Source organism: Sphingomonas sp. PP-CE-3G-477, assembly GCF_003050745.1.
GTDB lineage: Bacteria > Pseudomonadota > Alphaproteobacteria > Sphingomonadales > Sphingomonadaceae > Sphingomonas.
Map to the genome: position 1 here is coordinate 1 of NZ_QAOF01000007.1, position 12,561 is coordinate 12,561.

Annotated in this window: 12 protein-coding genes and 1 tRNA gene; 4 read left to right on the forward strand and 9 right to left on the reverse strand. The window is 65.9% G+C overall.

All coding sequences use genetic code 11. The annotated features are described in order from the left end of the window. The first annotated feature begins 9 nt into the window (after positions 1-9). A complete protein-coding gene (locus tag C8J45_RS13720) occupies positions 10-93 on the forward strand; it encodes an ATP-binding protein (protein ID WP_258191469.1) in 84 nt (27 codons plus the stop codon). Between the two features lie 7 nt (positions 94-100). On the opposite strand, the gene C8J45_RS13725 is transcribed toward C8J45_RS13720, so the two are convergent. The 6 genes from C8J45_RS13725 to cpdR form a co-directional block, all read right to left on the reverse strand. After that, entirely contained in the window at positions 101-640 is a 540-nt protein-coding gene (locus tag C8J45_RS13725; protein ID WP_146168626.1) for a hypothetical protein, read from the reverse strand. After that, positions 637-1,029, reverse strand: a complete 393-nt coding sequence (locus tag C8J45_RS13730; protein WP_107963730.1) for a hypothetical protein — start codon at positions 1,027-1,029, stop codon at positions 637-639. The genes C8J45_RS13725 and C8J45_RS13730 overlap by 4 nt, the downstream gene beginning before the upstream one ends. 152 nt (positions 1,030-1,181) lie before the next feature. After that, positions 1,182-1,939, reverse strand: a protein-coding gene (locus C8J45_RS13735) for an IS5 family transposase (protein ID WP_107963731.1) whose coding sequence is annotated in 2 segments (ribosomal slippage) — positions 1,182-1,606 and positions 1,606-1,939 — 759 coding nt in all. Because the reading frame shifts where the segments join, the coding sequence is not laid out codon by codon here. 25 nt (positions 1,940-1,964) lie between these two features. After that, complete coding sequence (locus C8J45_RS13740; RefSeq protein ID WP_107963732.1) at positions 1,965-2,198, reverse strand: hypothetical protein; 234 nt, start codon at positions 2,196-2,198, stop codon at positions 1,965-1,967. A 216-nt stretch (positions 2,199-2,414) separates the two neighbouring features. Then, a tRNA-Val gene (locus C8J45_RS13745) sits at positions 2,415-2,489 on the reverse strand. Between the two features lie 44 nt (positions 2,490-2,533). Beyond that, positions 2,534-2,911 (reverse strand): cell cycle two-component system response regulator CpdR, encoded by a 378-nt coding sequence (gene cpdR, locus C8J45_RS13750; protein ID WP_056065257.1) that lies wholly within the window; start codon positions 2,909-2,911, stop codon positions 2,534-2,536. A 111-nt stretch (positions 2,912-3,022) separates the two neighbouring features. Here cpdR and C8J45_RS13755 point away from each other — a divergent pair, with 111 nt between their 5' ends. Next, complete coding sequence (locus tag C8J45_RS13755; protein WP_107963733.1) at positions 3,023-3,868, forward strand: N-formylglutamate amidohydrolase; 846 nt, start codon at positions 3,023-3,025, stop codon at positions 3,866-3,868. A gap of 21 nt (positions 3,869-3,889) precedes the next feature. Here the strand turns inward: C8J45_RS13755 and C8J45_RS13760 are convergent, their stop codons facing one another. Together C8J45_RS13760 and C8J45_RS13765 are read right to left on the reverse strand one after the other, a co-directional pair. After that, positions 3,890-7,009 carry a TRCF domain-containing protein gene (locus C8J45_RS13760; RefSeq protein ID WP_107963734.1) on the reverse strand — a complete coding sequence of 1,040 codons (3,120 nt, stop codon included), beginning with the start codon at positions 7,007-7,009 and terminating at the stop codon, positions 3,890-3,892. 133 nt (positions 7,010-7,142) lie between these two features. After that, positions 7,143-8,084 (reverse strand): Gfo/Idh/MocA family oxidoreductase, encoded by a 942-nt coding sequence (locus C8J45_RS13765; protein ID WP_107963735.1) that lies wholly within the window; start codon positions 8,082-8,084, stop codon positions 7,143-7,145. 128 nt (positions 8,085-8,212) lie between these two features. On the opposite strand from C8J45_RS13765, the gene C8J45_RS13770 reads away from it, so the two are divergent. Next, a complete protein-coding gene (locus tag C8J45_RS13770; protein ID WP_107963736.1) occupies positions 8,213-10,027 on the forward strand; it encodes an IlvD/Edd family dehydratase in 1,815 nt (604 codons plus the stop codon). Between the two features lie 71 nt (positions 10,028-10,098). Here the strand turns inward: C8J45_RS13770 and C8J45_RS13775 are convergent, their stop codons facing one another. Further along, positions 10,099-10,824, reverse strand: a complete 726-nt coding sequence (locus tag C8J45_RS13775) for a FadR/GntR family transcriptional regulator (protein WP_107963737.1) — start codon at positions 10,822-10,824, stop codon at positions 10,099-10,101. Positions 10,825-10,955: 131 nt separating this feature from the next. On the opposite strand from C8J45_RS13775, the gene C8J45_RS13780 reads away from it, so the two are divergent. Beyond that, on the forward strand, positions 10,956-12,560 hold the full coding sequence (locus tag C8J45_RS13780; protein WP_107963738.1) for a sodium/sugar symporter: 1,605 nt from the start codon (positions 10,956-10,958) through the stop codon (positions 12,558-12,560). The last annotated feature ends 1 nt before the right edge of the window (position 12,561 follow it).

The following is a 12,561-nucleotide window of genomic DNA, read 5'->3' on the forward strand; positions in this document are numbered from 1 at the left end:
GACGCGATCTTGGACCGCCTCCTTCACAACGCTCACCGCGTCGAACTCGAAGGGGACAGCCTGCGGCGCACCAAAGCGTCCATCGGCGATTGACCCTGCCTCACGAAACTGACACCCAACCCATGTCGACCGGGTGACCGCAACTGATCGCGATTATCCAGGAACGCTGCGCGCCATCATACGAGATTGGCTGCGCGCCATCACAGGAATCCGCAACGCCCTTCACCCTCGACGCCCGACCCGCCACGGTCGCAATCAGGGACGCCGCCTGAATACTCGACTCGCCACGTCCCTCAACCGAGCCGTGCCGAACGACTGCGATGGCGATCCCGTCTCCAACCCAGCGATCATGCGTAAACGGGAACATGGCCGACCCGTCGGCAGCAGGACCCAACATGCGTAGTTGCCCACCCATTTTGACCATAGCTTGATCGTCAATCGCAACGAAGCGGATCGGACCGCCCTTACGGTCCATCCATGCACACCCGGCCCCGCGCATCCAGGCACGATCGAGATCGGCTGGACGGATTGTCCCGAAGTTCGTGATCGCGGGGGTTTCCTTCACCCCGGTACGACCATTACCCGACAGGAGCCAGGCACTCAGAAGCAGGAGACCGCCCGATGGTCCGAAGCCGTTCATCGTCCCATCTCTCCGTCACGAGGCTGCGCGGTCGTGCCGAGCGCCGCCGGGCAGATGCGCCCCGACCTGGTTAGCGCCCTGATCCTGAGATGGGCGGCGACGCCGAACGCGAGCATCACGCCACCCAACGCAGGATTCTGTACGCCACCGGTGGCGAGCGGCGTGAGGACGAACTGGAAGACCGCCCCCGCCAGGCCGAAAAAACGTATGGCGAAGAGGATGCTCTCCAGCCACATGCTGATGCCAGGCCGCACGAACGAGGCGATCGCCAGCGCGACGGGGACGAGTCCGCCCCAGCGGCCGAAGAGCAGTTCGCCGACGACCCCGGCGACCAGAATGGCGAAGAAGCCCCGTGCCGTCGGCATGAGGCCAAGAAGATACGCCCACATGGTGAATCACCCTTCCTTTGAAGCTGCGGCATTGAGAAAGCAGAGGGCCATCCGGCTGAGACGGTGTGATCCGACGTCGCGCCGCACATCGACTTGATCCCGGCGTTGCCAGCGCCTCAGTCAGCGGACCGCCTAGGGTCAGGACTCATTGGTCATAGCCAGAAGATGACAGTGGCCGCGAGCGCGACGGCAGAGAAGAAGACGGTTGGGCAGCGGTCGTAGCGAGTGGCGACGCGGCGCCAATCCTTCAGACGGCCGAACATGATCTCGATGCGGCTGCGGCGCCGGTAGCGGCGCTTGTCGTATCTGACCGGCTCGTTGCGCGATCTGCGGCCCGGGATGCAGGGCTGGATGCCCTTGGCTTCCAGGGCGTCCCTGAACCAATCGGCGTCATAACCACGGTCGCCAAGCAGCCACTGTGCTTTCGGCAGATCGTCGAGCAAGGCTGCCGCGCCGGTGTAGTCGCTGACCTGCCCGGCGGTCATGAAGAAGCTCAAGGGCCGCCCATCCGCATCGCTGACGGCGTGCAGCTTGGTGTTCATGCCGCCTTTCGTGCGGCCGATCAGGCGGCCGAGATCCCCTTTTTTACCCGCAGACTCGATGCCGTGCGGTGTGCCTTCAGGTAGGTCGCGTCGATCATGACCGTTTTCGGTACGGCTTCCGCTGCCGCGAGCCCCTCCATCATGCGCAAGAAGACACCCCTCTCGCCCCACCGCTTCCAGCGATTGTAGAGCGTCTTGTGCGGCCCATAGTCCTTCGGCGCATCACACCAGCGTAGCCCGTTGCGATTGACGAAAACGATGCCGCTGAGCACCCGCCGATCATCGACCCGAGGCTTGCCATGGCTCTTGGGAAAGAACGGTTGCAGACGCGCCATCTGCTCATCCGTCAGCCAGTACAGGTCGCTCATCCACGCTCTCCTCACGGAGCCTGAATCAGATCGCGCCTCTCACATCAATGGGTCCTGACCCTAGAACGTCCGCTTGCCTGACCGTCGACATGGGTGCCGCACTGACGGCGACAAGGCTTGCGGCCATCACATCTAGCTCGTCCATGTAGCCGTCGAGATCCATACCGGGATGGTCCAGAGCCGCAAGCTGGAGTGCAGCGACGTCGAGATCGATCTCGTCGTCCTCCATCAGGCTGAGATGCAGAATGCCGGTTGTCATTCTTATATACGGATGCCCTCCGGCGTTCGTTCCGCTTGGGCGGACTGCCGTGCTGCTACCCTGCGGGGCGATCGTCGACGACCGCTTTGGCGAGCCCCGTTCAGCAGGTCGCAGGAACAGCGAGGCTCACCGCAGTTTTACCGCGGAAAAAGAATTCTTCTGGAACCCGCCCAACAAAAAAGCCCTGGTAACTCATTGAGCTACCAGGGCTTTCTATGGTGGGCGTGGCAAGGATTGAACTTGCGACCCCTGCGATGTCAACACAGTGCTCTACCACTGAGCTACACGCCCGCCGGAGGGCTCCACTAGCCGCGGTCTTCGCGGCGTGCAAGCCCTCAATGCATACCCGTCACATTATCCATCTCGAACAGCCGATCGACCTCGGCGACCAGGTCGCGCAGGTGGAACGGCTTGGACAGCACGCGCGCCTGCGGCATCGCCCGCCCGGCCTTCAACGTGACCGCCGCAAAGCCGGTGATGAACATCACGCGCAGGTCCGCGCACATCTCGCCGGCCTTCTGCGCCAGTTCGATGCCGTCCATCTCGGGCATGACGATATCGGTCAGCAGCAGGTCGAACGTCTCGGTTTCGAGCAAGGGAATCGCCGCCGTCCCACGGTCGACCGCGGTCACGGCATAGCCGGAGCGTTCGAGCGCCCGAGTCAGATACTCGCGCATGACCTGATCGTCCTCGGCCAGCAGAATTCGCAACATCGATCTAAAGTCCCGTTTTTACACGCATATGCTGGTCCCGCTCCTAGCCACAAACTGGTTAACATTTCCAGGTCGATTGCCTGCACCGTGTGAGCGCTCTAGCGTATTGCCATGCATGCATCCCCGTTCGAGCGCCTGGGCGCAATGCCGCCCGTAAGCCCGGTGGTGATGTCCGTGCCGCATGCGGGCCGAGACTATCCGCTCGCGCTGAAGACCGCGTTGCGCGTGCCGCTGTCGGGGTTGCTGCCGCTCGAGGATCGGCTGGTCGATGCCGTCGCGCGCGCCGCGCGTACCGACCAGACGACGATCGTGCAGACGCGTGCCCGTGCCTGGATCGATCTCAACCGCAGTGAGGATGAGCGTGACCCTCTGCTCGACGAGGGCGCGCGGTCGCTTCCGCCCATGCAACAAACCGCCAAGCTGCGGAGCGGTCTCGGGCTCGTGCCGCGGCGAGCCTCCGGTGCAGGCGACCTCTGGGCGCGGCGGTTCACCGATGCCGAGGTGACCGCACGGATCGCCAACGATCATCGCCCCTATCACGCAGCGCTCGCCGCGGCGCTGGCAGCGGCGCAAGCGCGATTCGGCGTGGCGGTACTGCTCGACGTCCATTCGATGCCGCAACTCGGCCCCGGCGGCACCCGGATCGTGCTCGGCGACCGGTTCGGCCATGCCGCCGCCGCGCGGTTCGTCTCGCGGGTCGAGGACGAATGCGTCGCGCGAGGTTTTTCGACCGCGATCAACGCGCCCTATGCAGGCGGCCATATCCTTGAACGCCATGCGCGCCCTGCCGCGGGTATCCACGCGATCCAGCTCGAACTCGATCGTACGCTCTACCTCGACCGCAAGCTGCATGCGCCCGGCGCAGGCTTTCCGCGGGTCGTCGATCTGGTGCGCTCGATCCTCGCCGCGCTAGCCGACGAGGCGCTTTCGATCCCACTCGCGGCAGCGGCCGAGTAGTCAGAGCGGACTAGCCGCCGCCTACCCGATCACCGCATCCAGCAGTTCCTCGATTCGGCTCGCGCGTGCGATCGGGTCGGCGATGCCCTCCGCCGCAATCCATCGACCGTTCTTCTCGACCAGATCATCGATCGGTTTCGCCGCCCCGCGAACCTGTGGCGTGAAGGCGATCGCCGCAGGGCCGGCATCGATCCGCCGGATACCTGCCGAACGCGCCAGCATGCGTATCCGCGCGACCTGCAACAGGTTGCGTGCCGCGTCGGGGGTCTTGCCGAACCGATCGTCGAGCTCGGCCTCGAACAGGTCGAGCGCCGCGACATCTTCCAGCCGGGCGAGCCGTCCGTAGAGCGACAAACGCATCTCCATTTCGGGAATCCACGCCTCGGGCAATATCCCGCCCATTTCGAGATGCAGTTCGGGCACCCAATCGTCGACGATCTCGCCGCCGTCGCGTTCGACGCGCGCGAGGCGCAGCGCGCGACCGAACAGATGCTGGTACAGGTCGATGCCGATCAGCTTCATGTGCCCGGCCTGCGCCTCGCCGACCAGATCGCCCGCCCCGCGCAGGTCGAGATCGCGCGCACTGATCGCAAACCCCGCCCCCAGTCGGTCGAACGCTTGGAGCGTCCGGAGTCGCTTCAGCGTGGCCTCGGCGATCGTCGCCTCACCGTCTGTCAGCAGCATCACCTGCCCGCGCCGTCCGCTGCGCCCCACGCGGCCGCGCAACTGGTGGAGCTGCGATAGGCCGAATCGGTCCGCGTGGTGGACGATCATCGTGTTCGCGCGCGGCACGTCGAGCCCTGCCTCGATGATGTTGGTGGCGAGCAGCACATCGCCGTCACCTGCGGCAAACGCGACCATCGCCTCGTCGATATCGGCCGCGGGCATCTTGCCATGTGCCTGGACCAGACCGAGTTCTGGTACCAACTTGGCGAGTTTGGCAGCGAGCGGCGCCATGTCGTCGATCCGCGGCACCACCACGAAGCTCTGCCCACCCCGCGCCCGCTCGCGCCGCAACGCCGCACGCACGGTCGCGTCGTCGAACAGCGCCACCGACGTCCGTATCGGCTGCCGCCGGGCCGGTGGTGTCGCGATCACCGACAGCCCCTGCAACCCGATCATCGCGGATTGCAGCGTGCGCGGAATGGGCGTCGCGCTCAGCGTCAGCACGTGTCCCACGCCGAGCGCATGCAGCTTCGCCTTGTCGGCCGCACCGAAGCGTTGCTCCTCGTCGATCACGACCAGCGCGAGGTCCTTGTACGCGACACCCTTCCCGGCGATCGCGCCGGTGCCGATCACGACCCCGATCGAGCCATCCGCAAGGCCCGCCTTGACGCGCGTCTTCTCGGCCGCGCTCGACAGGCGCGAGAGCCCGGCGACGGCGATCCCGGTGCCTTCGAACCGCTTGGCGAACGTCTCGATATGTTGGCGGACGAGCACCGTGGTCGGTGCGGCGATCGCCACTTGCCGCCCGGCCAGCGCCACGGCAGCGGCGGCGCGCAAGGCGACCTCGGTCTTCCCGTAACCGACGTCGCCGATCACGAGTCGGTCCATCGGCTTGCCGCTGGCAAGATCCGCCAGCGTCGTCGCTATCGCCCGCGCCTGATCGGGCGTCTCGGTGAAGGCGAAACCGGCGGCAAAGCGCTCGTAGCGCGCGCGGTCCGGTTCGATCGGGTCGGTTTTGCGCGCATCGCGTTCGGCCGCGATCGCAGCAAGGTCCCGCGCGCTCTCGGCAATCGCGGCATCGATCGCACCGCGACGTTTCTGCCACGACGAGCCATCGAGCGCATCGAGGGTCACCGCGTCGGCGTCCGCCCCATAGCGCCAGATACGATCGGCTTCGAGGACCGGGACGAGGCGACGGCCGTCCTTGGCATATTCGAGGACGATCGCATCGCCGCCCGCATTAGGCAACGCCTCCAGCCCGCGAACCACGCCGATCCCGAACTCTTCATGGACGATCACGTCGCCGCATTGCAGTTCGCTCGCCAGACCCGACAGGGCATTCGCTCCGCTGCCAGCGATCTCGTCGCCTCGTGCACGGCCGCCGAGCAGGTCTGCCCCCGCGACGACGGTCGCCCCGCTCGCGACGAACCCGCGATCGACGGGCGCCGCAAGAAGCAGCGCGGTGCCCGGTTTCGCCGCGATCACCGCCGCCCAGCGATCGACGACCGTGAACGCGATCTTGGCGGCATGCTCCAGCCGCGGTTGCAGGAACCGCAGGTCGCGCGGCGATCCGACGATCAGCAGGCGTCCGTCGGCCAGAGCATCCTTGGCGAAGCGAACGAAGGCGCGGGCGGGATCGCGGCGCTCGACAAACCGCGGCGGCGTGTCGTCGGCGACCGCGAACGCAAGCGTTTCCCGTTTCGCCGTTTCGCCGTTCCAGGCCTTCTCCTCGACCAGATCGGCAGCAGCCTTGCGCCGCGGCAGGCCATCCGCGGCGATGGCAAGGAAACGATTGCGCCGCTTCTCTGCGTCACGATCGAAGGCGATCGCGGCTTCGGGCAGATGCGCCAGGATCGACACGCCCTTCTCGACGAGCGGCTCGGTCGCGCGGCCGATCTCGATCACGTCGACATCGTCGCAGCCGAGTTGCGAGACCGGATCGTATTCGCGCAGGGCGGTGATACGGTCTTCGGCGAACTCGATCCGGACGGGGTTCTCGCGATCGGCGGGAAATACGTCGATGACGCCGCCCCGAACCGCGATCTCGCCGGGTTCGTCGACACGGTCGTCATTCTGATACCCGATATCCGTGGCGACGACCGCAAACGAGTCGACGTCGATCGTATCGCCGACTGCGAGCCGCGGCGGCGCGGCGTCGAACATCGCCGGCGGCGGATAGCGTACCGCCGTCGCCTCGGCCGTGGTCACCACCAAGATCGGACCGGTCTTGTCCTCGGACCCCGCGCGCAACCGGCGCAACGCCGCGACCCTGCGCCCGACATTGGCCGGCGATGCCGGCGCATCGTCCCCCGGCAACGCATCGCTCGACGGCAGATGAACCACCAGCGCATCGGGTGCCAGCGCGGTCACGATCGCCGCAATCCCGGTCGCGCGCTGGTCGTCGGCGGCGACGTAGATCAGACTGCCTCGGGACGTCGCCTCGGCGATCGCAACCGCGATCGGTGCCGTCGCCATGACCGGCGTCGTACTATCACTCTCTATCTGTCGACCTACCTGAAGCACCGATACGCATCCTTATTTTTAGGATGAACGTGGTCTCGGTGCACCCGTTCCGGCGATCCTATCCTCGATCAGCTAGTTCGCCGGATCACCACGCGAACGCCGGCACGGTTTCGCGCTGCCCGACCAGGAACGCATCGGCCACCAATCGCAGCGGCGTCGCGTCTACATCGCTCGACCGCGCGCGCACGAGCCGCTTGAATTTGGCATACAGGCGCGGATATTCCGCGTCGGGTGCCTCGGTGACCGTCCCGTCGATCTCGAGCACGGAGCCCCCCATCCGCAACGTCAATTGGCCTGCATCGGTGTCGACGACGATATCCCATTGCTGGGGCCCCTCATGGAGGAAGTCGAACGCCGCGGTGACGGGGACGTCGTCGCAGGACAGGAGAATGTCGGCGGCAAGCGGCGACATTCGCCCTTCCGGCACGCGCAGGTCGGCGCTCTGGACGCTCCATGCGCCCGGCAAAATCTCGGTTGCGATCGACAGCGCGTTGATGCCCGGATCGAACACGCCGAAGCCGCCCGCTTCGAGGATCCAGTCCTGCCCGGGATGCCAGCGGCGAATGTCCTCGCGCCAGTCGATCGTTACGCGCTCGACGGTGCGGTCCGCGAGCCACGCGCGGGCCGCCGCAACGCCCGCGGCTTCGCGCGAATGCCAGGTCGCGAACAGTGTCCGTCCGGCGGCGGCGGCATGTGCCTCGATCCGGGCGATTTCCGACAGCGTCGCGGCGGGCGGCTTCTCCAGCATCACGTCGAGCCCGGCATCGATCGCCGCCATCGCAATGGCTGCTCGGCCGACCGGGGGCGTGCAGATCGATACCGCATCCAGCGCATGGCCTGCCGCAAGCAAGGCGGCGATATCGTGATAATTGGGCACGCCGTCGACGACCGCGTTCCGGCTGGCCGCCGCAACCAGTTCGAACCGCGGATCGGCCGCGATCGCCGGCAGATGCTGGTCGCGCGCGATCTTGCCGACACCGATGATCGCCAGTCGGATCGGTTGCACAGACGCTGTCTCATCGACCATTCGGAATCCTCAATTTATCTTACTTATTCGTTGTAACGTTTCGCAGCTACGCTATCAACAGCGCGACGACCGTGGCGGGCGAGTCTTTAAATCTTGCTGCGTCAATGGTTTGCATCGGAGTGCATGACATGACGGATCTGATCGACAACGGACCGGCCAACCCTGCTCAGGGCAGATTGCGGTCGCGCGCGTGGTTCGACGATCCGAGCAACCCCGACATGACCGCACTTTATATCGAGCGCTATCTGAACTACGGGCTCAGCCTCGAGGAACTCCAGTCGGACCGACCGATCATCGGCATCGCGCAGACCGGCAGCGACCTGGCGCCGTGCAACCGCCATCACCTCGTCCTCGCGCAGCGCGTCCGTGACGGCATCCGCGACGCAGGCGGCATTCCGATCGAGTTCCCGATCCACCCGATCCAGGAAACCGGCAAGCGCCCGACCGCGGGGCTCGACCGCAACCTCGCCTATCTGAGCCTGGTCGAGGTATTGCACGGCTATCCGATCGACGGCGTCGTGCTGACGATCGGCTGCGACAAGACGACGCCCGCCTGCCTGATGGCCGCGGCGACGGTCAACATTCCGGCGATCGCGCTCTCCGTCGGCCCGATGCTCAACGGCAACTACAACGGCCAGCGCACCGGCTCGGGCACGATCGTGTGGAAGGCGCGCGAGCTGCTCGCGGCGGGCGAGATCGACTATAAGGGCTTCATCGCGCTGGTCGCGTCGTCGGCACCGTCGACCGGGTTCTGCAACACGATGGGTACCGCAACCACGATGAACTCGCTGTGCGAGGCGCTCGGCATGTCGTTGCCGGGCTCGGCCGCGATCCCCGCGCCGCACCGCGATCGCCAGGAATGTTCGTGGGAAACGGGCCGCCGGATCGTCGAGATGGTCGCCGCCAACCGCCGCCCCTCCGACGTGCTCACGCGGCAGGCGTTCCTCAACGCGATCCGCGTCAATTCGGCGATCGGCGGATCGACCAACGCGCCCATTCACCTGAACGCAATCGCGCGCCATGTCGGCATCGAGCTGACGCTGGAGGATTGGGAGAACCACGGCGCCGACGTGCCGTTCATCGTCAATCTCCAGCCGGCCGGCGAGTATCTCGGCGAGGATTTCTACCGTGCCGGCGGCGTCCCCGCGGTGATGGGACAGTTGCTGGCGAAGGGCATGATCGACGGCTCCGCGCTGACTGTGAACGGCAAGACCGTCGAGGAGAATATCGGCGGCCAGACAACTCGCGACGTCGACGTCATCCGCCTGCTCGATGCGCCGCTGCTCGCCAATGCGGGGCTGACCGTCCTGCGCGGCAACATGTTCGATGCGGCGGTGATGAAGCTCAGCGTCGTCTCGGACCAGTTTCGCGAGATGTACCTCAGCAATCCCGACGATCCCGAGGCGTTCGAGGCGACCGCGGTCGTGTTCGACGGACCGGAGGATTATCACAAGCGGATCGACGACCCCGCGCTGGGCATCGACGAGAGCTGTATCCTGGTAATGCGCGGCACCGGGCCGATCGGGTATCCGGGCGGCGCGGAGGTCGTCAACATGCGCCCACCCGCGGCGCTGATCCGCGCGGGCATCCACGCGCTGCCCTGCCTCGGCGACGGGCGTCAGTCGGGGACGAGCGGCAGTCCGTCGATCCTCAACGCCTCGCCCGAGGCGGCGGCGGGCGGCAATCTCGCGCTGCTCCAGACCGGCGACCGCATCCGCATCGACCTGCGCGCCAACCGGGCGGACATGCTGGTCGACGACGCCGAACTCGCGCGGCGACGCGCGGCAGTGGACGCGGACGGCTATTTCTTCCCGGTATCGCAGACCCCGTGGCAGGAGATCCACCGCAACATCGTCGGCCAGTTCGACGGCGGCGCGGTGATCGAGAGCGCGGTCAAGTATCAGCGCATCGCCGAGAAGGGTCTGCCACGCGATAGCCATTGAGGACACCTCGTGCGCGGTCAACGGGCTCTCAATCCTCCCCCGCAAGGGGGAGGTTCAAACGCTGCCGCCCCTTATTCCTCCCCGATCATCGTCAGCACGTCGCCGATGATCCGCGCCATCGCCACCTTCGCGGCCGCGGGATCGCGCGCGATGATCGCGTCCGCCACCGCGGCGTGATCGGCGATGTTGGCCGAGCGTCCCTTGATCCGGTTGGTGAAGCGGATCGAGGTCCGCAGCGCCGTCGACACCACCGACTGGAACTGCGCGTAGAACGGGTTCTTCGACGCGCGCATGATCGCGACATGGAACGCGATATCGGCCTCCAGCGGGTCGGTCAGCCCCGACTCGCCCGCCTCCATCTGCTCCAGCCCACTGCGGATCGCCTGGATATCGGCCGCATCGCCGTACCGCGCTGCCAACGCCGCCGCCTCGGGCTCGATCGCCACGCGCAACTGGTTGAAATGCCGCAACAGTTCGACCGAGAATTTCCGCTCCAGCGTCCAGCGCAGCACGTCGGTGTCGAACAGGTTCCAGGCGCTCGCGGGCTGCACCACCGTCCCCTGCCGCGGCCGCGCGCTGACGAGGCCTTTCGCGGTCAGCATCTTGACCGCCTCGCGCGTCACCGACCTGCTGACGCCGTGCGTCTTGGCGATCTCCGCCTCGGTCGGGAACGGCCGGCTTTCATACCGCCCCGTCACGATCGCACGACCCAGCGTGTCGAGCATGCCATGCGTCAGGTTGCGTCCTGCAACCGCGCCGACCGGATTGATTTCGGTGTCTGTGATTTCGGTAGCCATCTGCACGAGTTCTGGCGCAACATCGCCTTGCTGTCACGTATCCAAGCGTTACGCTAGACAATGCACAATTGTCGTATAAATATCCTCGCACCGGGCGAACCGCACGCGAACCGGGTGGAAGAGGAACGCGCATGAGCCTGTCCGGCATCGATCTGGTCGTCGTCATCGTCTACGCGATCGGCATATTCGGCCTCGCGCAATGGGTGTCGCGCGACAAGGGCGGCAAGGCGAAGGACAGTTCGGACTATTTCCTCGCCTCGAAATCGCTGCCGTGGTGGGCGATCGGTGCGTCGCTGATCGCCGCCAACATCTCCGCCGAGCAGATCGTCGGCATGGCCGGCTCGGGCTATGCGATCGGCCTCGCGATCGCCTCGTACGAATGGATGGCGGCGCTGACGCTGCTGATCGTCGGCAAGTTCTTCCTGCCGATCTTCCTGCGCAACGAGATCTACACGATGCCGCAGTTCCTCGAACAGCGCTACGGCCCGTCGATCCGCACGCTGATGGCGGTGTTCTGGCTCGGCCTGTACGTGTTCGTGAACCTCACCTCGATCATCTGGCTTGGCTCGATCGCGGTCAACCAGGTCGCCGGGATCAACCAGGACGTCGCGCTGATCGGGCTCGGCCTGTTCGCGCTCCTGTATCAGTTAAAGGGCGGGCTGAAGGCAGTCGCGCTCACCGACATCGTCCAGGTGACGCTGCTGGTCGTCGGCGGGCTGATCGTCTCCGCTCTGGCGTTGCGCGAACTCGGCGGCGACACCGGCATGATCGGCGGCTTCTACCGGCTGACCAGCCAGGCGCCCGAGCATTTCCACATGATCCTGTCGAAGGACAATGCGTTCTACAAGGATTTGCCGGGCATCTCGGTGCTGGTCGGCGGCATGTGGATCGCAAACCTCAGCTACTGGGGCTTCAACCAGTACATCATCCAGCGCGCGCTCGCCGCCAAGTCGCTCGGCGAGGCGCAGAAGGGCATCGTGTTCGCGGCCTTCCTGAAGCTGCTGATGCCGCTCGTGATCGTCCTGCCGGGGATCGCCGCGGTGATCCTCGCGCCCGATCTCGCCAAGCCGGACCAGGCGTATCCGACGATGATGCGGCTGCTGCCCCCCGGCCTGCTCGGGCTGGTGTTCGCCGCGCTGATCGCCGCGATCGTCGCGTCGACCGCATCGAAGATCAACTCGATCGCGACGATCTTCACGCTCGATCTCTACGCCAAGCGTCGCGGCGCGACGTCGATCGCCGAGGATGGTTCGACCAAGGTCTCGGATCCCGCGGTCGAGCGTAACCTCGTCAAGGTCGGGCGGATCGCCGCCGCGGTCGCGATCCTGCTGGCGATGATCACCGCGCGGCCGTTGCTCGGCAAGTCGGACCAGGCGTTCCAGTATATCCAGGAATATACCGGTTTCTTCACGCCCGGCATCGTCGTGATCTTCATGCTCGGGCTGTTCTGGAAGCGCGCGACCGAGGCGGGCGCGTTGATCGCCGCGGTCGCATCGTTCGCGATCTCGCTCCTGCTGAAATACGCCGCGCCCGAAATTCCGTTCATGAACCGGATGCTGATCGCGTTCGTGATCGCGCTGGTGCTCGCGGTGGTCGCCTCGCTGGTCCGCCCGCAATCGAGCGAGGCCAACCGGATCGTCACGCGCGACGTCGACTATACGACGACGCGGGGGTTCAATATCGCAGCGGTCGGCGTGGTGATGATCCTCGTCGCTTTGTACGCAACATGGTGGTGAG

Coding starts and splice junctions, on each gene's coding strand:
- C8J45_RS13725 (WP_146168626.1), bottom strand. CDS start 640: ATGAACGGCTTCGGACCATCGGGCGGTCTCCTGCTTCTGAGTGCCTGG.
- C8J45_RS13730 (WP_107963730.1), bottom strand. CDS start 1,029: ATGTGGGCGTATCTTCTTGGCCTCATGCCGACGGCACGGGGCTTCTTC.
- C8J45_RS13740 (WP_107963732.1), bottom strand. CDS start 2,198: ATGACAACCGGCATTCTGCATCTCAGCCTGATGGAGGACGACGAGATC.
- cpdR (WP_056065257.1), bottom strand. CDS start 2,911: ATGTTGCGAATTCTGCTGGCCGAGGACGATCAGGTCATGCGCGAGTAT.
- C8J45_RS13755 (WP_107963733.1), top strand. CDS start 3,023: ATGCATGCATCCCCGTTCGAGCGCCTGGGCGCAATGCCGCCCGTAAGC.
- C8J45_RS13760 (WP_107963734.1), bottom strand. CDS start 7,009: ATGGCGACGGCACCGATCGCGGTTGCGATCGCCGAGGCGACGTCCCGA.
- C8J45_RS13765 (WP_107963735.1), bottom strand. CDS start 8,084: ATGGTCGATGAGACAGCGTCTGTGCAACCGATCCGACTGGCGATCATC.
- C8J45_RS13770 (WP_107963736.1), top strand. CDS start 8,213: ATGACGGATCTGATCGACAACGGACCGGCCAACCCTGCTCAGGGCAGA.
- C8J45_RS13775 (WP_107963737.1), bottom strand. CDS start 10,824: ATGGCTACCGAAATCACAGACACCGAAATCAATCCGGTCGGCGCGGTT.
- C8J45_RS13780 (WP_107963738.1), top strand. CDS start 10,956: ATGAGCCTGTCCGGCATCGATCTGGTCGTCGTCATCGTCTACGCGATC.